Source organism: Winogradskyella rapida (genome assembly GCF_042675845.1).
Classification (GTDB): Bacteria; Bacteroidota; Bacteroidia; order Flavobacteriales; family Flavobacteriaceae; genus Winogradskyella; species Winogradskyella rapida.
On sequence record NZ_JBHTKM010000063.1, the window covers coordinates 92604 to 112763 of the forward strand.

Consider the following 20160-nt stretch of genomic DNA (forward strand, 5'->3'; position numbering starts at 1 on the left):
AGATAAGCCCTTCACTTTTACTGTTATAAATATATGAAATTATGACGCAATATGTTTCAAAATTAATTTTAATCATCACCATAATAGTTATAAAAAGTCCACTAAAAAATACTTAATCCTCTGATACAACAAAATCCCATTTCTGGGATTTTGTCTTGAAAAAAATTAAATAAAAATTAGGAATCATTATTGGTTCATCAACTTAAAATTAATAGGAACACTGTACGGCATACTTACAGCCATATCACGTTGTTGTCCTGGAATCATTTTAGGCAATAAACTAATAATACGTTCTGCTTCCGTTTCTAACAATTGATCAGGACCTCTAGACTTAATTTTAGTCACTCTACCGGTTTTATCAATAATAAAGAACACATAAACCTTACCTTGAATATCTAAGTCTGCCGCAGCATCAGGATATCTGAAGTTTTTCTGTAAATGGGCTTGCATTTTTCGTTCAAAACAAGCTTTTAGCTCGGCATTATTTCCTGTACAACCAGGGAATTGAGGGACTTTCTCAATTAAGGCAAAAGGGACTTCTATATCTTCTTCGACTTCTTCAACTACAACATCTTCGACAGCAACCTCAGCTTCTTCAATAATATCATCCTGACCAATCTCGGTACTTTCAATAACCGTTTCTTCAATTTCCTCAGTATCTTCCACTAAGGTAATAACTTCTGAAACCACTTGTTTTGGTGGTGGAGGTGGCGGTGGAATATTAATTGTAGTGATCGGTATATCTTCATCATATTGATCATCCAACATTAACAAATCAATCTTTATTTCTTCTTTCTCGTAAGTCTTGTGCTCAAGCCCTAAATAGGTTAAGAGCAACATTACATTTAAGCCAACAGCAAAGTATAAACTACTGTTTCGACCTACATTGGCATTGGGATTTTTTTTGAGTTCCATGACGTTTAATTTAATAGTGTAAAGTTACTTCTTAGCTTACGTTTAAATTATGACATTAGTCAGTTTTAAAATCCCATTTAAAATGAATCCTTAAAGACTATTTAACTGATTGTCATTAGGGTCTGAACTGAGCGTCCAAAAGAAGCCTACAAAAAAGAACTGATCTGAAGCTGGGGTTAATGCCCTACTTGTATACACCCCATTTTGGTTAGGAACATCGGCATACTGATACCCATAAACGTTCTTAAAATTTAATACATTATTTACGGAGCAATACAAGATTTTCTGTTGGTCTAATAAGTAAGACCAATTAAGACTTAAACTATGAAATCCTTTAGTTCTTTGGTCTAAGATCCCTGAGGTATTAGGATTGGTATAAGGGCGCCCTGACGCCATACTATAAGCTGCTCCTATTTGACTTTTCCACGATGCAATCCAATATTTCCCCACCACAGATAAATTGTGCGTAGTGGCAAAACTGGGCTGCACTTTAGTGTTGTAATTATTAAACTCGCGCTTGGTATCTAAATAGGAATAACTGAGCCAATAATCTAATCGAGGAACACTAGTATTATCTCTCCAAAACAGATCGAGTCCTTGGGCATAGCCCTCACCGCTGCTCTCAAAAGCACTAAAATACTCAGGACTCTCAGTATTGTATTTTACCAAGTGGTCATACGTTTTGTTGTAAACTTCAGCTCTAAAAATCCGTCCTTGGTTCGTGTATTGGTAGTTTAGAATATAATGAGAAGCTTTTTGTGCTTTTAAGTCCTGTTCAAACTTTAAGATGTTACGACTCGGATTCTGGTAGAAATGGCCATACGCTAATGAAACCTGACCGTTTTTAGAGGTTTTATAAGCAATAGCTGCTCTGGGCGCGACCTCTATCGTTTTAAAAATACCACTATAATCTGAACGCAAGCCTACCTTTAAAGCTAAGTCTTTAGAATAGATAAGATCGAATTCTGCAAAGCCAGCGGTAATAGGGTTACGATAGCCATAGTTGACAAGTGTAGATTCCGCCTGAAAACGTTCTTTAAAATCTGTAATAAAATGTTCCACACCAAAATTTAGCTTTACACGATTATTAAAACGTTTTTTCAGCTTCAATTTTAAATGCACGGCGTGTTCTGTGCCCTCTATATGTTGGGCATCTATCCAAATTTTATCTTTAGCATAGGTATAACTTAAACCTGTGGTTATCCCCCATTGCTTTCCTAATACTCCTTTATAAGAGGTATTCAGATAAACATTCTGATTATTTAATTTAAAATCGATCCCCTCCTCTGCATTGATATCGTCTTGTTGTAATTGAAACTTAGACGTATCAAATGCTGCATAGATCTTTAATAAACCCTGATCTAACTGTTGTCTAAACACTGTTTCGCCTTGAGCACTGACATAAGGCGTTTCCCAGTCATTTTTATCTTTAAAAACCTTTAAATATGGGGCTAAATTGACATAAGAGGTATTAAAACTTAAGGACGACTTTTCCCATTTTTCAGTATGCCCTATTCCAAAACCGATACTCATTAGACTGATGTCCGTTTTTTTGTAGGTAGGTTCATTAATGGTATTCAGCAGTAAGACGCTAGATAAGGCCTGACCATATTCAGAAGCATAACCACCCGTTGAAAACGTGATGCCATCAAATAAAAATGGTGAATATCGCCCACGTGTTGGCGTATTATTAGCACTTGGCGAATAGGGTGTAAATACACGAATGCCGTCAATAAAAACCTGAGTTTCATCTGCCGTACCGCCACGTACAAATAAACGTCCATCTTCCGCGACATTAGAGGTTCCTGGTAAGGTTTGTAAGGCTCCAACAAAGTCGCCCAACGCGCTTGCCGTAGTCACCACATCTAAAGGTTTTAATACCGATACCTTACTATTATCATTGGCCTCAAAGGTTCCTGCACTTACCACTACAGTATCTAATGACTGCACATCTTCTCTAAGTATTATTTTTAGATTTTGAAATTGGGAGGGTTTTAAAGTGATGTTTTTTGTTTCGTAGGACAAAAAAGAAATCACTAAAACTGGAGCTTTTTGAACTGAAGTTGTAAAGCTAAATTCGCCTTTAGCATTTGTGGTAGCTCCATCGTAGGTTCCTAAGATATAAACATTAGCCCCAACAATAGCTTGTTTTTTAACATCTATAACTTTTCCTGAAACGGTAGATTGAGCGTGAACTTGACCCACTAAAAAGCATATACAGTAAAATATAAATTTCCTCATAATCGTTTTATTTTAGGATGGAATTCTAAGTTTCCAAACTATTAACAAGGCAAATATGAGGATGACCTTAAGGCGGTCAAATAGATATAAACTGAACTGTTAAAAATGAATGATGAATTGAGAATCTATCAGTAAAACTATTTAAACCTGATAGGACAAGGGTATTATAATCTTAGTTTTTAAAACAAAAAAAATCCCTTAAATGGGATTTTATAAATTGCGTTAAGTCTATGAGCAGTAACAACGACTCATAGGTCCTACTCCTGAAGCTTAAAGGTTATAGGAATACTATAAGGTACTCTAACAGGCACGTTACGTTGTTTACCGGGTATCATTGTGGGTAGTAATTTAATAATCCGCTCAGCCTCCTCCTCTAAAATTCGGTCTGGGCCACGACTTTTAATTTTAGTCACCTCACCTTGTTCATCAATTAAGAAGGTTACAAACACTCGACCTTGCATGTTAAGCTCTGAGGCAATTTCTGGATATCTAAAATTCTTAAGAATATGGGCTTGCATTTTACTTTGAAAACAAGCCTTTAATGCTTCATTTGTACCGGTACACCCCGGAAACTGAGGTACTTTTTCAATGACAGCAAAAGGGACTTCAACCTCTTCTTCCACCTCTATAACTTCCACCTCTTCTACACTGACCTCTATGGGATCTCCTATTACATCATCTTGTCCTATTTCTGTACTTTCAATAAGCGTTTCTTCAACCTCAGCAGCATCTTCAACCAGCGTAATGACTTCAGAAATGGTCTGTTGTAGTGGCGGTGGCGGCGGAGGTGGTGGAATTTCAATCCGTGTAATAGGAATATCTTCTTCAATTTGCGCCTCTACCATTAAGGTCTCCACTTTAGTTGTGGTCTTATTATAGGTCTTATGCTCAAGCCCTAGGTAAGTTAGGGCGAGCATCACATTTAAACCCACCGCGAAATACAAGCTACTATTTCGCCCTACATTGGCCTTTATGTTTTTTTTGATTTGCATGATGATTCCATTTCAAATAGGAAACTGAAAGTGCTTATGTTATTTCCTTATCGTTATTCGTCCTAAAACACACTATAAGATACAACAAATACGCAACAATTCCTACTTAAAATTTATAATTCAGCAACAAAATCACATAAAAATAAAGGATTCGCAAAACGAATCCTTTATTTACTAGCCTTTAACGTAAATCAATTACTTTTTATACGGTCGTATAATTAAACGCGCTGCTTTATCAAAATTAATATAGTTATAACTCCAGTTAAAAAGAACAATAACCCTATTTCTAAATCCAACGAGAGACATTAAGTGAACAAACATCCATATAAACCAAGCGAAGAATCCGCCAAATTTATAGTGTTTTAAATCTACAACAGCCTTATTTCTTCCAATGGTTGCCATAGACCCCTTATCTCTATATTTAAAAGGTTTCATAGGCTTGTTCTCTAACAAACGTACCAAATTTTTACCTAATAATTTCCCTTGTTGAATAGCAGGCTGTGCCACCTGAGGGTGTCCTTTAGGATAGGCTTCTGTAGGCATTAAGGCAATATCACCCAAGGCAAAAATATTAGTATAGCCTTCCACCTGATTAAATCTATTCACATTATAACGGTTAATTCTATCCATTACAGCTTCGGCTTTTAAACCTTGCACAGGCGCACCCGTGACGCCAGCCGCCCAAATTAGGGTTTCGGATTTCATCACCACGCCAGAATCGGTAGTTACTGTTAAGCCATCGTAATGTTTTACAATGGTATTACACTGTACATTAACCCCTAAACGCTCTAAAAATTTCTGTGCTTTTTTAGAAGCATTTTCACTCATTGGTGGTAAAACTCGAGGCGAACCTTCTAGCAAATGAATGTGCATATCATCCGGATTTAAATCGTGATAATCCCGAGGTAAAATATTATTTTTAAGTTCGGCAATGGCACCCGCAAGTTCTACACCGGTAGGTCCGGCCCCTACAATCACAAAATTTAAATAAGCTTCGCGTTCTTCTTTAGAATCTGCAATAGCTGCTTTTTCAAAATTCTGTAAAATAAGACTTCTTATGTTTAAGGCTTGAGGTACGGTCTTCATTGGCATACTTGAAGACTCAATGGCCTTATTACCAAAATAATTTGTACGCGTTCCAGTAGCCACCACGAGGTAGTCATAAGACAGATTCCCTATAGAGGTAATAATTTCATTTTTTTCAGGTAAAATTTGCTCCACCTGAGCCAAACGAAAAAACATGGTATCGTACTTTTTTATAATCTTTCGTAAAGGATAAGCAATGGAATCGGGCTCTAAACCAGAACTGGACACTTGATATAATAACGGTTGAAATGTATGGTAGTTGCGTTTATCGATAAGCACAACCTGAACATTTTTCTTTGCGAGACTTTTTACTAAATTAATACCAGCAAAGCCACCACCTATGATGACAACTCTTGTTAGATTAGACTGAGGAATATTCATAAAATAGGACTTGTAATTAGGGATATAAAAGTACAAATTAACTCTGCGAAATCCGCGTAAAGCCTGAGCAAATGATAGAAATGAACAAAAAATAACAAAGACCTTTAAAATTAACGACGAATATTAAAAATTCAATAATTTTTATGATTTAAAATCACAATAGGACAATAAAAAATAAGGGGACGATGCTACAAATAAGCCTTGAAATGGAGTCCTACTTTCTAAAAAATAATTTTAAAAGAGAAAATTTTTATTTTTTTGTAACAAAGCTTGAACTTCTTCTACTAATGAGTTAACCAACCGACTATAACAATTGAACAAAGAACTAGAACATAGTTTTGTAGAACAATTGCAAAAACATCAAAACATTGTCCATAAAGTGTGCCGATTGTACACCAACAATGTTGATGCGCATAACGATTTGTTCCAAGAAATTACCATACAATTATGGCGTGCTTACCCTAAATTTAGAGGTGAGGCGAAATTTAGTACATGGATGTACCGTGTTGGCCTAAATACAGCCATTACATTATATAGAAAATCCAAACGTCGAATTAATACGCAAGAATTTGATAGTGTAGAATTTAAAATTAAGGCTGAAGAGTACGATGACACAGAAGAACAACAGTTAAAATTATTATATCAAGCTGTACATCAACTCAATGATATTGAAAAAGCCTTGGTCTTTTTGTATTTAGAAGACAAAGATTACAAGGAAATTAGCGCGACATTAGGTATTACGGAAGTCAATGCAAGAGTGAAAATGAATCGTGTGAAAAAGAAATTAAGAACCATACTAAATCCGTAAGATTATGGATGAATTAGAATTATTAAAAAAGGATTGGAAAAAATCCAACGACAACTATAAGACCTTCTCTGATCATGATATCTATGAAATGAGTCATAAGAAGTCCTCAAATATTGTAAAAACGCTTTTCTACATCAGTATGGCAGAATTGGTGTTTTGGATTTTAATTAATTTTCTACCTCTGGTCCTTTCCGATCAGATGAAGGCACAACTTGAAGAGATGAGTCATAGCTGGGTTTACATTGGCTTAAACATCTTAAGTTATGCGGTTATCATTTTATTTGTATACCTATTATGGAGCGCTCATAAAGCCATCTCGGTGACGGATAATGCGAAAAAGTTAATGGAAAGTATTTTGAAGACTCGGAAAATAATTAAATACTACGTGCTCTATAATCTTCTTATTGCCTTTATTAGTATTCCAGTGTCACTAGCCTTTTCTATTAGCAACCACCCAGAGCTTTACGAAAAACTTAGTGCGGCCTCTACATCTCAAATAGCAGTAATCCTTTTAATTACTTTAGGGATTACAGGTTTGTTTTTAGGATTTATATGGTTGTTCTATAAGTTAATCTACGGTATTCTTATTAAGCGTTTAAATAGAAATTACAACGAGTTAAAAAAGCTTGAAGTATAACCGCTTAGACATTTTATAACCGTTATATAACATGCGGTAAACTGAATGGCTTTAGGTTGAAGCTATAAGCTGTTTACGTATTACACCGTTGAGACTAGTGGTATATTATTCCATTCGCTAAATACGGTTGCGTCTTGAAATGCACCTAAGAATTCAAATACTTCGTTTTGGTTTTGGGTTTATGGCTCCCTATTTTGGATAACTGTGTTCTTACTTGCGCTTCTGTCATTATCTAGTACTGGCAACAGTTAGTGTAAATTAGTCTCGTAGTTAGGGAACTAACTTATCAAAAAAGAATCGAAGGAGAACAAATTCCGAAGAAATTTTCACACAAGCACAACACGAGTTATTTGTTGTGTATGTTACGGCAGGTAATAGTATTTATAATACTTGATTGGTAAGGGACTTGTTTTTTTTGAAATATAAAGATCAGCACACTTTCAATTGCAGAAATGACTGCTAGATTTAAGCATAGTGCTCCAAATCCATGTGTAGAATTCAAGATAAGTTCCGATAAATACAGAACTACACTTGTTAGCCACAGATAACCTAAAATTGTTTTAGTCACATAAAGTCTTCTATACCTAAAATAGGATAAAAGGAGAATCGAAATTTTAATAAGAAAAATAATAATTAATGGAGACCAAAACATGAGGCTTACGTGCCTTATGTAAATCACAAATCCTGAAATCAAAATCCAAGACAAGTAATAGATTAAAACAGATTTAGTGGTTCTAATGCGACTATATCTTAGGATATCGAATATCAATATCGTTAAAATAATAATCGTCGCCAGAACATCAGCAAGTATTAAATACTTAAAAACCAAAATGATCATTGCAAATAATAGACTTAACCCTATTCTGATGTTATCGTTCACGCTGTGTTTTTTTTATGAATTCACAAGACAACTCATTAGAGGCTTAGCCTTAAATTATCATCAAAAAACACAGGTTTCATTTCAGCCACACACCTTTAAGAGGTCTTTTACATATCTCTTAATTCGCGATTTAAACGCTCATTTTCTTCTAAAACATCTTGTGGAATCACCTTCAAGAAAGAAGGGTGTTGCTCAATAGCGTATTCTATTTTCTCTACAATACTGTCAATAGACTCGTTATCGTAATCGATTTCTAATGGTGCTTTAATTTCAAAAGTTTGAAAAATATTCTTTTTCTTCACACGTAATCCTTTTTTATCAAAAGAACGTCTAAAACCATCAATAACAATAGGGACTACTACAGGTTTGTAGCGTTTTATAATATGTGCCGTTCCTTTTCTAATCGGTTTAAAAGGGGTTGTTGTACCTTGAGGAAAGGTAATAACCCAACCGTCGTTAAGCGCTTTTCCAATACTAGAAATATCACTCATCTTTACTTGTCGGTTAACATCTTTACCTTGAGATCGCCATGTACGCTCTATACTAATAGACCCTACATAAGCCAAAATTTTAGGTAAAAGTCCAGACCTCATGGTTTCCTTAGCGGCCACATAATACACATTAAGCTTAGGGTTCCATAAATAGCCTATATTTTTAATAGAATCTTCACGGTTACTTAAACTCGCGTTAAATACATGAAACATCGCAATAACATCTGCGAAATAAGTCTGATGATTGGAAATAAATAGAACGTTAGTTTCAGGTAAATGTTTGATAATTTCAGAACCTTCAATCTGTAGTTCATTAAAACCTCTAAATCTACGATGCGTTAAAGCCCCTAAGACTCTAATTAACCATTTCTTTACCCACAATATATGTCCGAAAGGATTTCTTTTAAATAATCCCATAATATGATTTACATTTTAAACACAAATGTAAACATAATGTTAAATTATAGGACGGTTTTTAACAAGTCTTTAATCTCACCAAGCATCATCGCTGTGGCGCCCCACACAATATGCCCATTAAAATTAAATGCAGGCACATCAACCTCCACATTAAAAGACGTTGGTACTCTTGCGGTTAAGACACTATCATCGCTTAAAAAATCACTGAGCTTGACTTCAATTATGGCCTCGACCTCTTCGTCTTGTTTTGTAAAAATTAAATATTCCTTAGAAATTCCAACATAAGGATAAACCATAAAATTACTCGGCGGGATATAAATTGAAGACATCGCTTTTAAAACCTCAATATGAGTTCTAGAGACACCAATTTCTTCTTCGGTCTCTCGGATAGCGGTTTCTTGTAAATCCCCCTGATCAGCATCTTCATATTTCCCTCCCGGAAATCCTACTTGTGCAGAATGCACCCCTTTATAGGTTTTTCGTAAAATAAGAACCAAATACGTTTCATCATCTGGTTTAGGATAAAACAACGCCATAACTGCTGCTTTTCTAGCGGTCTTAGACTTTGATTTCATTTTTTCAGATAAATCTAAGCGGTATGGCGGAGACATTTTGGCGTGAGAGTCTTCGCCAAAAAGCTCAAGATGTTTTATTTTTACTACAGATTCTAAAAACCGACTAAATAACATTTATGAGAGTTAAATTATTATTTCCACTATGTGTTGGAATGGGATTATTACTTATGAATTGTGAAGATAAGCAAACTTCAAAACATACAAAAGAGGCTCCAATAGTAAACGATTCATCAGCTTCTAAACGTAAAACCATAACGAAAGAAGTTAAAGAACCCGAATTTCCTCTTTTAACCGATGCGAATGCAATGGAATTCTTCTTAGATTACGAGAAAGCGCATTCTGAAAACAAAGTTAAAATCACTACCGATTTTGGGGTTATTGAAATTCAACTCTACGATAAGACCAAATTTCACAGGGCCAATTTTGTCTACCTAACCAAACGCAACTATTTTGACGGCACACAATTTTACCGCGTGGTGAAAAACTTTGTGATTCAAGGCGGAAGTAGTGATGATTACAATATTGCAAAACGAAGACAAAAAATTGGACACTACCTTCTTCCTCCAGATACAAAACGCGGATATACCCACAAACGAGGCGCCGTTTCCATGCCAAGTAGCGAAATTGAAAATGCTTATAAACTAGCCTCTCCTTTTCAATTTTTTATTATCCAGCGTGAAGGTGGCGCTAAATATTTAGATGGCGACTATACCGTTTTTGGTGAAGTAACTTCCGGAATGGATGTTGTAGATGCCATTGCGAATGTAAAAACTGATGAAGGCGATTGGCCTCTAAGCAATGTATATATTAGAAAAGTAGAGCTGATAGATTAGCCCCTTAAATACCAATGCTTTTTAGGGCTGTAATTTTTAATTTAATTCACAGTTTGAAAAGCCCTTCTCCCCGCTTTGTTTCCGTTGTTAAATTTATAATGAGACTTCTTCAAGGTAGACTTTCTAGACGAAGGCATAGCCAAGAAATTATTATAATATATGATGAAAAAACACGGTAATTTCAGTATCTTGTTTGCTCATTTATATCCCTAACCCTATAAAAAAAATAAAACCATTTTTATGACCTCTAAATCCATAACCACAACGCTTTTTTGCAGTCTTATCCTTTTAGTAAGCTGTAAAGAAGATGGTGCTAAACCCTCAGAAAAAGCCATGAGCGATAATGTACTTACCCAAGAATGGACAGGCCCTTACAAGGGAGTTCCTGCATTTGACAAACTCTCTGTAGATGCCATAAAACCTGCTATGGAAACCGCTATGGCGGAACAACTTGAAGAGATTGAAGCGATTGCAAATAACGAAGCCGAACCGACTTTTGAAAATACAATCGTCGCTATGGAACGCGCTGGTAAAACCTTAGACCGAGTATCCACCTATTACGGCGTTATGGGAAGTAACGTATCATCGCCAGAGTTTAGAACCGTGCAAGCAGAATTAGCACCAAAACTTTCTGAATTCAGATCTAAAATTTCACAAAATAAAGCCTTATTTCAACGTATAAAAACCGTATATGAAGCGTCATTGAAATCACCTTTAGAGCCAGAAGCGCAACGTGTAGTAGAATTAACCTACAAGCAGTTTGAAATGAACGGCGCTAATCTTAATGCCGCAAAGAAAAAACGTTACGCAGCAATCAATAAAGAATTGGCCTCTTTATATACCGATTTTTCTAACCATGTATTGCATGATGAAGAACATTATATCACCTATTTAAACGACCAACAATTAGGTGGTTTATCGGAAGGGTTTATAAAATCAGCAGCAAAAATTGCTACCGACAAAGGTAAAGAAGGGCTTTATGCGATTACAAATACGCGTTCTTCTATGGATCCTTTTTTAACTTATTCTACTGAACGTGCCTTAAGAAAGCAAGTTTGGGAAAACTACTATTCGCGTGGAGATAATGGCGATGAAAATGATAATAACGCCATTATTGCTAAAATTTTAAAACTACGTAAAGAACGTGTCGGCCTTATGGGCTATGATAATTATGCCGAATGGCGTTTACAAGACCGTATGGCAAAAACGCCAGAAAATGCTATGGACTTAATGATGGCTGTTTGGCCTGCAGCAACAGCACGTGTTAAAGAAGAAGTTGCAGACATGCAAGCCGTTGCAGACGAACGTGGAGACGACATTACCATTGCGCCTTGGGATTACCGTTTTTATGCTGAAAAAGTACGTCAGAAAAAATACGATCTTGATAGTGATGAAGTGAAGCAGTACCTTCAATTAGACAAATTAACCGAAGCTATGTTTTTTGTTGCCGGCGAACTTTTTAATTACAACTTCACCCCTATTACGGATGGTTCTGTACCGGTATTTCATGAAGATGTAAAAGTTTGGGAGGTTACAGATAAGACAACCGAAAAATCTATAGGCTTATGGTATTTAGACCCTTATGCACGCCAAGGCAAACGTTCTGGTGCTTGGGCAACAACCTATAGAAGTGCCGCTTCTTTTGATGGCGAAATGAATGTTTTAGCCTCTAACAATTCAAACTTTGTAAAACCAGCGCCAGGAGAAGCAGTTTTAGTCTCTTGGGATGACGCAACTACCTTTTTTCACGAATTTGGTCATGCTCTACACTTCTTTTCTGCCGATGTAAAGTACCCAACCCTTAACGGTGGTGTAAGAGATTATACTGAATTTCAATCGCAATTATTAGAACGTTGGTTATCTACAGACAAGGTCATTAACAACTATTTAGTTCACTATAAGACAGGAGAACCAATTCCGCAGGCTTTAGTTGAAAAAATAAAAAAAGCAGCCACTTTTAATCAAGGCTTCGGAACCACGGAATATTTAGCCTCTGCTTTAATCGATATGAAACTGCACTTGGCAGACCCAACAAATATAGATATAGACAAATTTGAACGTGAAACTTTAGATGAATTAGGCATGCCAAAAGAATTACCAATGCGTCATAGAACGCCACATTTTGGTCATGTGTTTTCAGGCGAAGGCTATGCTACTGCGTATTACGGTTATATGTGGGCTGATGTTTTAACGAGTGATGCTTCTGAAGCTTTTAGAGAAGCTGAAGGTGGCTTTTACGATAAGGAAGTGGCAGAGAAACTTGTTAAATATTTATTTGCACCACGTAATGCTATGGATCCGGCAGAAGCTTACCGAAAATTTAGAGGACGCGATGCTAAAATTGAAGCCTTAATGAGAGATCGTGGCTTCCCTGTTCCAGAATCCGCATTATAGCATGCTATTATGTGAGCGTTAAAACCACGTTATCCCAACGCTTTAGCCGCTTACAAAAACAGATTATTTTATTAAAGAATCCTTAAGACATTTAAGACGGGGAGCTTTTATTCATTCAGAAATAAAGCAATCCCAACATTAAACCTTAAGGATTCTTTTTTATTCTAAAGAACTCGAAATTTTTCAGAATACAACCTCAGAGCAACAGAATTCTAAAAACTTCAAAAGGTATAAAAACATGCTCTACCCTATTGGTTTAAGACGACTCCACTTTGCTCTAATCCCAAATTCAGATTAGAATTCTTAATTTATTTGAATTTTAAAAAATACAAGACGCCAATTTTACGTTATATAGGATATTAGCTACAAATTGCTTAAATTAGACAAAGCCTTTTTGTACGAGGCCATGCTTAACACAATCCCCAAAACCTACGATTATGAACAAAGCCACACGCTATTCTATTATAATTTCTCTTATGGCCTTAGTCACGAGCTGTAATTTTTCTAATACGAATACAACCTCAGAACAAATTATTAAATCCTTTCACGAGACGGACCATCTTAATTTATTAACAGATATTAACCCGCAATTTGAAGACGCCCAAGTTAATGCCGTTATAGAAATTCCGGCAGGAACAATAGATAAATGGGAACTGAATAAAAATACAGGACAAATTGAATGGGAACGGATTGAAGACACCCCACGAAAAATTAATTATTTAGGCTATCCAGGAAATTATGGTATGATTCCGAAAACCCTAATACCAAAACATGGCGGTGGCGACGGAGACCCTTTAGATATTCTTGTTCTTGGTCCACCGGCGGAACGTGGCGACATCCTAAGATGTAAAATTATAGGCCTCTTATATTTAACCGACAGCGGGGAACAAGACCATAAACTCATCGCCGTATCTGACACCTCGGTGATGTACACTATGAATTCCATTTCAGAATTAGACAAAAATTACCAAGGCATTTCAGAAATCATAGCGCTATGGTTCACCAATTACAAGGCTTCAGGCCTCTTAAAATCTAAGGGCTATGGAAGTCAAAAAGAAGCGCTTCAAATCTTAGATAAAGCATTAAAAGATTATGCGGCCAATTAACCTTAGCTATTCATCTTCGCTTTTATACAAACTAGGGAGACTAATTTTAAAACGCACTGCTACTAAGCGAATAATAATCACCACAAGACCAGCGATTATAAATAGGTAATTGCGGTCTTCAAAAAATTGGAGAAGTAAAAAGTAAGTCATGCCCCCTAAAATACAGGCCGTCGCATAGATTTCCTCTCTAAAGATCACAGGAATTTCATTACATAGCGTATCTCTTACCACACCTCCAAAACAAGCTGTCATGGTACCCATAGCAATACAAATTACGGGGTGCAATCCTGCAACAAGTCCGGTTTCAATACCTACCACAGTATAAAGACCTATACCAATGGTATCAAATAAAAATAGTGATTTTAAAAGGTAACTTATGCGTTTTCTTATAATAACGGCAAAGGTTGCAGACCCTATAATAACGTAAACAAAAGTCATGTTTCGCATCCACGAAACCGGTTCAATTCCAATCATAACATCACGCAATGTACCACCACCAACAGCAGTAACAAACGATATAATTAAGACTCCGAAAGGGTCCATCCGCTTATTCATAGCAATTAATGCCCCCGAAATAGCAAAGGCGATGGTTCCTAGTAAATCTACGATCTGAATAAACATAAGCTTCTATTTAAAAATTTAAACCAGTCTTTCTGTTTGCAAAACTAGGATTATAATTGGATTGCGCCTGAAGAGAATGTTAAAGGTTTCTTAGGGTGAAAATCGAGCCCCCAAAAACCGATATAACACAAACAATCAAGCGCGTAAAAAAACAGGAGACAAATTCCTCTAGATTTACATATTTTGCGTGTAGTAGTTGTAATCTTTAATGACCTTAGCAACGAAATCTACCGGTTTTTCATCGGTTTCAATAGCCAAAACTTTTATTAAACGATGATGCAAGTTTAAAATAATATTATGTTGCCCCTTTCGTAGCGCCTCATTATATAAGAGTTTTATACTCTGCATATCCTTATCGCTAAACACAGTCACCTGACTATAGGTTGGCACATAGTTATCAGGAAGTTCTTTAATTAAAGTATCGTCAATAGTAAGGTTTTGTTTTTCACTAATTACGGTAGTTCCGGCGGCCATATCTCCTAAGCGCTGACCATTCCCTTTTATTAAGATTGTAAACGCTGCAATACCTCCAGAGGTTAAGGCCACATCAATAATACGTAATATCCATCGCACAAAATAATTCGCAAAGCTAGCCGGAGAGCCATCTATTTTAACCACTCTTGTTTTTAATAAGGATTTACCGACGGTTTGACCATTAAAAAATGTTTCGAGTAAAACATAATAAAGAAACGCTGGTAGAGAGACTAACAAATACAGCGGCCAAAGCTCTGCCATATCTAAATCTAAAATCATTAATAACCATATCACCCCAATGGTATAGATTAAAATAATCGCGCTATCAATAAGATAACCGAGCATTCTATCCCCGATACTTGCGACATTTTGATTGATCCCTACATTTTGGGCTGTTTCTATTTGAAATTCATCCATATTTTCTTTACTTTGAACGTCTAAATGGGAATATAATGCGCGAAGCGGCTTTTGTAAAGCAAAATAAAGATAAATGGTTAGAATTTGAAAACATTCTCAAAAATAAAAAGCATTTAGATCCTAATTTACTTTCCGACTTATATATTGAGGTGACCGATCATTTGAGTTATGCTAAAACCTTTTACGCCCAGAGCAATACGGAACGCTACCTTAACCAATTGGCGTCACAAGCGCATCAAATTATTTATAAAACTAAAAAGGAACCTAAAAACAGGATCATTTCCTTTTTTAAAACCGAATTTCCAACACTCTTTTATCAGCACCATCGCGAGCTTTTAATTACCTTTCTCACTTTTGCTTTTTTTGTTTTTATTGGCGCTTACTCCACGGCTACAGATGCCGATTTTGTAAGGTCCTTTGGTCTTAACGATGCCTACGTCAATACGACCTTAGAAAATATTGAAAAAGGAGACCCCATGGCCATTTATAAAGAACAAGGGGAATTCCATATGTTTTTAGGTATTACCTTAAATAATATAAAAGTCGCCCTTTTCGCTTTCGGCTATGGTATTTTATTAGGGATAGGCTCCCTCTATTTTATGATGCAAAACGGTATTATGTTAGGTGGTTTTCAATACTTTTTTTACGATCAAGGCCTGTTATGGGAATCGGCCCGAACAATCTGGATTCACGGGACAATTGAAATCTCTGTCATTATTATTGCAGGAGCCGCCGGATTGGTCATGGGAAATGGAATGTTATTCACTGGAACACTACCCCGACTTGAAGCTTTTAAACGCGGCGTAATTAATGGCTTAAAAATATTAATCAGCACCATTCCATTTTTTATAATTGCGGGGTTTTTAGAAGGATTTGTTACGCGACATACCGAAATGCCTGATTGGCTTGCCATTTTAATTATTACAAGTTCTTTAGGATTAATCCTATTTTACTACGTATTTTACCCTATTAAATTAAACCGAGAATTACAACAAAACGCATTACTCAAAACCAACATAGAACTCAACCTTAAACCAACTCTAAAAAACGATGAATAAAGCCTATATTGAATTTAGAAAACAACGCGATTTTAATGCTATTTTAAGTGACACCTTCGGATTCCTTAGAAATGAATTTAAGCCCTTTATAAAAACGCTGTTTAATATTGCAGGGCCTGCTATTCTTATTTTTATGATATCGCTTGCGGCTTATAACTATACGGTTGGCGATATTGTTAATTTAACTTCTGTTGGAAATGCTTCTAGTGGTATTTTTATTACCATTGCAGTGGCTTTAATTTATATTATTTCAGCCATAGCGGCCTATATCCTCACTGCAGCGACCACCCTATTCTATATAAAATCTTATGTAGATCATAAAGGTGCTGTAGATCCTGCTGAAGTAAAAACCAATGTTCACCAATCTTTTTGGTCGTTTTTTGGGCTTAGTTTCTTAAAAGGGGTCACGCTATTTTTTGCCACCATGCTTTGTGTTCTCCCGGTATTTTATGCCATGATTCCAATGGCTATTGTTTTTAGTATTTATGTTTTTGAACCACGTCGTTCTACTACAGAAGCCTTTAGTCAGAGTTTTACTTTAGCCCATGCTGATTTTTGGACGGCTTTCGGATCCTTCATCGTGATAGGTATTATTTATTATGTCCTTGGTTTAGTGTTTTCCGTACCCTCAATTATTTATGCTTTGGTAAGTACAGGTCTTTTTTCAGGTGAAATAGATCCGGCTAATCTTAATACGTTTTCCGCAGATCCCGTTCTTATAGTGCTTAATGTTCTCAACACCTTTTTTCAGTTTTTATTGAATACTATTCTTATGATTGCTGGGGCTGTTATCTATTTCCACCTCCATGAAAAAGTAAATTTCACAGGGACTTATGATCGTATCAGTGACATTGGTAAAATAGACGAATAAATGCGTTTTATTATCGGCTTCCTTATATGTTTTTGTTTTGGGCAATTTTCAGCGGCCCAACAAGCCATGCAATCCGTAAAATACGATGATGCGCCTATAGAAAAACAAACCATTAGTGAAGCCGATCTCGAGACTTACAAAGCTGATAAAGACTTTAACTACACCGAAGTTGAAGTGGAAGAAAACATTTTTAAAAAAGCTTACCGTTGGGCTCAAAATGCGTTGAGGAAATTTTGGGAATCTATATTTGGAGTGGGTACAGCTACAGGATTTCTGTATGTGGTATTCAGAATTCTTCCGTACCTTCTTTTAGCTTTCTTGGTATATTTACTGATTCGGTTTTTCTTAAAAGTAAATTCAAACAAACTCATTAATAAAGCCAAAGCACAGGCTTCTGTGGCCTTTACTGAAGAAGAACAAATTATAAAAAATGAAGATATTCCAACGTTAATACAAGAGGCGATAGGGCAAAATAATTACAGACTCGCCATTCGCTATTATTATTTATGGGTTTTAAAACAGCTTTCGGAAAACGAACATATTGCATGGCAACCTCAAAAAACCAATGAAGATTATATTCTTGAAATTGGTAAAGAACAGCTTAAATCTGAATTTAAAAATATCACGAGAATCTATGACTATGTTTGGTATGGCGAATTTTATATCGATGCTTTAAAATTTGAAAACTTAAAACGTCCTTTTGAACATCTTAATAACAGTATAGCCAAAAAATGAGCAAAAAAACGAAGCTCTATATCATCTTAATTACAGTCACTATTCTAGGGATTGTTGCGCTCGAAATGAGTAAACCCAAGGCTATAAATTGGTTTCCTTCGTATGCCTTACATCATAAAATTCCCTTAGGGTCTTATGTTTTTAATGAACAACTAAGTGAGATAAATAATAAGGTAGTACCCCTAGATCGTCCTCCTTTTGAATACCTAAAACAACATGATATCGAAGGGACTTACCTTTTTTATAATGGAGGAATTTCCTTTGGTAAAGACGAGTTAAACAGCTTACTCAGTTGGGTAGAGAAAGGCAATACGCTTATGGTAGCTGCTGAAGATTTTGAGGCTCCGTTATTAGATACGTTAAATTTAAAAACGGAACGCCTAAATCCTCTTGATAATTTCAATAATGAATATCAAGTACAACTCGTGCATCCCGATCTAAACCCTGAAAAAACTTATCGTTACGACCGCCCAAGCGAGTTTTATTATTTTAGTGAAATCGACACCCTAAAGACTACTGTTATCGGGCTAATTGACACCTATAGAGAAGACCAAAAGCCCCTTAAAGATGCGCTGATTAGCGGTATAAAACAACCTTTTGGTAAAGGTGAAATTATCTTAAGTACTTTTCCTCAAGGCTTTACTAATTATTTTATACTGCAATCTCCTAATGCAAGCTATACCGCTGGACTCTTATCGTATATTGACCAGAATCGGCCTGTTTATATAGACACTTATTATAAAAATGGGAAAACATTTTACACCTCACCGATGTATCTGTTTTTAAATACGCCTTCCTTAAAATGGGCCTATTACCTTGTTTTAATAGGAGCACTGATCTATATTATTTTTGAAGGAAAACGCAAGCAACGCGCCATCCCTATTATAACGCCCTTAAAAAATCAGACCCTAAGTTTTACCCGTACCATTGCTAATATGTATTATGAAAGTGAAAAGCATAAAACGCTATCTGAGCATCAAATTCAGCACTTTTTAGAATATATAAGAACCACACTTCATTTGCCAACTTCAGAAATAAATTCAACCTTCATAAAGCATTTAGCGGCACGAAGCAACAATAGTATAGAAGACACTAAAACCTTATTTGCGTGGATTGAAACCTTAACTCATAAACCACAAATTAGCGCTACCGAGTTAAAACGTTTACATACATTGATCGCACAATTTAAATCTCATAACCAATGGAAGAAGAAAAGAACATAGAACAAGACACCGCAAGTTTTGACAACAGAATACCTTTAGAAGACTTAAAAAATGCTGTAGAAGCGATTAAGGCCGAATTAAGAAAGGTGATTATTGGGCAAGATCAATTTGTAGAACTGCTCATTGTTGCCCTACTTGCAGATGGTCATGTTTTAATTGAAGGAGTACCTGGGATTGCTAAAACGGTAACCGCTAAACTTTTTGCTAAAGTGCTACAGACGGATTTTAGTCGTATTCAATTTACACCAGATTTAATGCCTAGTGATGTTTTAGGAACGTCTATTTTAAATATGAAATCATCTGAATTCGAATTTAAAAAAGGGCCAATTTTTTCTAATATTGTCCTCATTGATGAGATCAATAGAGCGCCTGCAAAAACCCAAGCGGCCTTATTTGAAACCATGGAAGAGCGCCAAGCGACTATTGATGGGCATACCTATAATTTTGCTGCGCCCTTTATGGTATTGGCCACACAAAATCCTATTGAGCAAGAAGGGACCTATGCCCTTCCCGAAGCGCAATTAGATCGTTTTATCTTTAAAATTAAGGTCGGCTATCCAAGCTTGGAAGACGAAATTAAAATTATAGCTTCGCATCACGAACGTAAAGGCGAAAAGCCACAAACACGCATCGATGCTATTTTAGATACCACAGCGCTTGAAGATTACAAACAAAAAACACAGGCCGTTTTAGTGGAAGAAAAAATTATAAGCTATATCGCCCAATTGGTCTCTAAAACAAGAAATCATCCTCATTTATATTTAGGCGGTTCCCCACGTGCATCAATTGCAATTTTAAATACGGCTAAAGCTTTTGCAGCGATAAATGGACGTGACTTTGTAATTCCTGAAGATGTAAAAAAAGCCCTTAATCCGGTATTAAACCACCGTATTATTTTAACGCCAGAACGCGAAATGGAAGGCATGACCACGGAGAATGTTATTGAAATGATTGTACAATCTGTAGAGGTTCCGAGATAATTGCCTTACGCCCATTAGTTCTAAG

General features: G+C 36.0%; 18 protein-coding genes. 10 read left to right on the forward strand and 8 right to left on the reverse strand.

Annotated features, from left to right (window positions below):
* Positions 1–186: 186 nt before the first annotated feature.
* The 4 genes from ACFQ13_RS07870 to ACFQ13_RS07885 form a co-directional block, all read right to left on the reverse strand.
* Complete coding sequence (locus tag ACFQ13_RS07870; RefSeq protein ID WP_386115965.1) at positions 187–915, reverse strand: energy transducer TonB; 729 nt, start codon at positions 913–915, stop codon at positions 187–189.
* A gap of 90 nt (positions 916–1005) precedes the next feature.
* Entirely contained in the window at positions 1006–3156 is a 2151-nt protein-coding gene (locus ACFQ13_RS07875; RefSeq protein WP_386115968.1) for a TonB-dependent receptor, read from the reverse strand.
* A gap of 257 nt (positions 3157–3413) precedes the next feature.
* Entirely contained in the window at positions 3414–4148 is a 735-nt protein-coding gene (locus tag ACFQ13_RS07880) for an energy transducer TonB (protein WP_386115971.1), read from the reverse strand.
* Positions 4149–4343: 195 nt separating this feature from the next.
* Entirely contained in the window at positions 4344–5615 is a 1272-nt protein-coding gene (locus ACFQ13_RS07885; protein WP_386115973.1) for an NAD(P)/FAD-dependent oxidoreductase, read from the reverse strand.
* Positions 5616–5928: 313 nt separating this feature from the next.
* Here ACFQ13_RS07885 and ACFQ13_RS07890 point away from each other — a divergent pair, with 313 nt between their 5' ends.
* Both ACFQ13_RS07890 and ACFQ13_RS07895 read left to right on the forward strand, forming a co-directional pair.
* Positions 5929–6423: an RNA polymerase sigma factor gene (locus ACFQ13_RS07890; RefSeq protein ID WP_114309028.1), complete on the forward strand. Its 495-nt coding sequence runs from the start codon at positions 5929–5931 to the stop codon at positions 6421–6423.
* A gap of 4 nt (positions 6424–6427) precedes the next feature.
* A complete protein-coding gene (locus tag ACFQ13_RS07895) occupies positions 6428–7060 on the forward strand; it encodes a hypothetical protein (protein WP_386115976.1) in 633 nt (210 codons plus the stop codon).
* Between the two features lie 987 nt (positions 7061–8047).
* Here the strand turns inward: ACFQ13_RS07895 and ACFQ13_RS07900 are convergent.
* The gene (locus ACFQ13_RS07900; protein ID WP_386115978.1) at positions 8048–8848 is read right to left on the reverse strand and encodes a lysophospholipid acyltransferase family protein; all 801 of its coding nucleotides are present in this window, start codon (positions 8846–8848) and stop codon (positions 8048–8050) included.
* 44 nt (positions 8849–8892) lie between these two features.
* Complete coding sequence (locus tag ACFQ13_RS07905; RefSeq protein ID WP_114309025.1) at positions 8893–9537, reverse strand: NUDIX hydrolase; 645 nt, start codon at positions 9535–9537, stop codon at positions 8893–8895.
* A gap of 2 nt (positions 9538–9539) precedes the next feature.
* Here ACFQ13_RS07905 and ACFQ13_RS07910 point away from each other — a divergent pair, with 2 nt between their 5' ends.
* From ACFQ13_RS07910 to ACFQ13_RS07920, 3 genes are all read left to right on the forward strand, one after another.
* Positions 9540–10256 (forward strand): peptidylprolyl isomerase, encoded by a 717-nt coding sequence (locus ACFQ13_RS07910; RefSeq protein ID WP_386115979.1) that lies wholly within the window; start codon positions 9540–9542, stop codon positions 10254–10256.
* A 240-nt stretch (positions 10257–10496) separates the two neighbouring features.
* On the forward strand, positions 10497–12650 hold the full coding sequence (locus ACFQ13_RS07915) for a M3 family metallopeptidase (protein ID WP_386115981.1): 2154 nt from the start codon (positions 10497–10499) through the stop codon (positions 12648–12650).
* Positions 12651–13087: 437 nt separating this feature from the next.
* Positions 13088–13756 carry an inorganic diphosphatase gene (locus ACFQ13_RS07920; RefSeq protein ID WP_386115983.1) on the forward strand — a complete coding sequence of 223 codons (669 nt, stop codon included), beginning with the start codon at positions 13088–13090 and terminating at the stop codon, positions 13754–13756.
* 6 nt (positions 13757–13762) lie between these two features.
* On the opposite strand, the gene ACFQ13_RS07925 is transcribed toward ACFQ13_RS07920, so the two are convergent.
* Both ACFQ13_RS07925 and ACFQ13_RS07930 read right to left on the reverse strand, forming a co-directional pair.
* Entirely contained in the window at positions 13763–14377 is a 615-nt protein-coding gene (locus ACFQ13_RS07925) for a trimeric intracellular cation channel family protein (RefSeq protein ID WP_114309021.1), read from the reverse strand.
* A gap of 174 nt (positions 14378–14551) precedes the next feature.
* Positions 14552–15268, reverse strand: coding sequence for an RDD family protein (locus ACFQ13_RS07930; protein WP_386115985.1), 717 nt, complete (start codon positions 15266–15268; stop codon positions 14552–14554).
* 35 nt (positions 15269–15303) lie between these two features.
* On the opposite strand from ACFQ13_RS07930, the gene ACFQ13_RS07935 reads away from it, so the two are divergent.
* From ACFQ13_RS07935 to ACFQ13_RS07955, 5 genes are read left to right on the forward strand one after another with little or no spacing between them, the layout of a single operon-like run.
* A complete protein-coding gene (locus tag ACFQ13_RS07935; protein ID WP_386115987.1) occupies positions 15304–16326 on the forward strand; it encodes a stage II sporulation protein M in 1023 nt (340 codons plus the stop codon).
* Positions 16319–17197 (forward strand): hypothetical protein, encoded by an 879-nt coding sequence (locus tag ACFQ13_RS07940; protein ID WP_386115989.1) that lies wholly within the window; start codon positions 16319–16321, stop codon positions 17195–17197. The genes ACFQ13_RS07935 and ACFQ13_RS07940 overlap by 8 nt, the downstream gene beginning before the upstream one ends.
* Entirely contained in the window at positions 17198–17932 is a 735-nt protein-coding gene (locus tag ACFQ13_RS07945; protein WP_386115992.1) for a DUF4129 domain-containing protein, read from the forward strand.
* Entirely contained in the window at positions 17929–19155 is a 1227-nt protein-coding gene (locus tag ACFQ13_RS07950; RefSeq protein WP_386115995.1) for a DUF4350 domain-containing protein, read from the forward strand. Before ACFQ13_RS07945 ends, ACFQ13_RS07950 begins: the two co-directional genes overlap by 4 nt.
* Positions 19134–20135, forward strand: coding sequence for an AAA family ATPase (locus ACFQ13_RS07955; RefSeq protein WP_386115997.1), 1002 nt, complete (start codon positions 19134–19136; stop codon positions 20133–20135). Before ACFQ13_RS07950 ends, ACFQ13_RS07955 begins: the two co-directional genes overlap by 22 nt.
* Positions 20136–20160 lie beyond the last annotated feature (25 nt).

Bases quoted from the DNA above. Each gene is read 5' to 3' on its own strand.
- ACFQ13_RS07925 (WP_114309021.1), bottom strand. From the start codon at position 14,377: ATGTTTATTCAGATCGTAGATTTACTAGGAACCATCGCCTTTGCTATT.
- ACFQ13_RS07870 (WP_386115965.1), bottom strand. From the start codon at position 915: ATGGAACTCAAAAAAAATCCCAATGCCAATGTAGGTCGAAACAGTAGT.
- ACFQ13_RS07915 (WP_386115981.1), top strand. From the start codon at position 10,497: ATGACCTCTAAATCCATAACCACAACGCTTTTTTGCAGTCTTATCCTT.
- ACFQ13_RS07885 (WP_386115973.1), bottom strand. From the start codon at position 5,615: ATGAATATTCCTCAGTCTAATCTAACAAGAGTTGTCATCATAGGTGGT.
- ACFQ13_RS07900 (WP_386115978.1), bottom strand. From the start codon at position 8,848: ATGGGATTATTTAAAAGAAATCCTTTCGGACATATATTGTGGGTAAAG.
- ACFQ13_RS07930 (WP_386115985.1), bottom strand. From the start codon at position 15,268: ATGGATGAATTTCAAATAGAAACAGCCCAAAATGTAGGGATCAATCAA.
- ACFQ13_RS07895 (WP_386115976.1), top strand. From the start codon at position 6,428: ATGGATGAATTAGAATTATTAAAAAAGGATTGGAAAAAATCCAACGAC.
- ACFQ13_RS07920 (WP_386115983.1), top strand. From the start codon at position 13,088: ATGAACAAAGCCACACGCTATTCTATTATAATTTCTCTTATGGCCTTA.
- ACFQ13_RS07955 (WP_386115997.1), top strand. From the start codon at position 19,134: ATGGAAGAAGAAAAGAACATAGAACAAGACACCGCAAGTTTTGACAAC.
- ACFQ13_RS07875 (WP_386115968.1), bottom strand. From the start codon at position 3,156: ATGAGGAAATTTATATTTTACTGTATATGCTTTTTAGTGGGTCAAGTT.
- ACFQ13_RS07905 (WP_114309025.1), bottom strand. From the start codon at position 9,537: ATGTTATTTAGTCGGTTTTTAGAATCTGTAGTAAAAATAAAACATCTT.
- ACFQ13_RS07940 (WP_386115989.1), top strand. From the start codon at position 16,319: ATGAATAAAGCCTATATTGAATTTAGAAAACAACGCGATTTTAATGCT.
- ACFQ13_RS07880 (WP_386115971.1), bottom strand. From the start codon at position 4,148: ATGCAAATCAAAAAAAACATAAAGGCCAATGTAGGGCGAAATAGTAGC.
- ACFQ13_RS07910 (WP_386115979.1), top strand. From the start codon at position 9,540: ATGAGAGTTAAATTATTATTTCCACTATGTGTTGGAATGGGATTATTA.
- ACFQ13_RS07945 (WP_386115992.1), top strand. From the start codon at position 17,198: ATGCGTTTTATTATCGGCTTCCTTATATGTTTTTGTTTTGGGCAATTT.
- ACFQ13_RS07950 (WP_386115995.1), top strand. From the start codon at position 17,929: ATGAGCAAAAAAACGAAGCTCTATATCATCTTAATTACAGTCACTATT.
- ACFQ13_RS07935 (WP_386115987.1), top strand. From the start codon at position 15,304: ATGCGCGAAGCGGCTTTTGTAAAGCAAAATAAAGATAAATGGTTAGAA.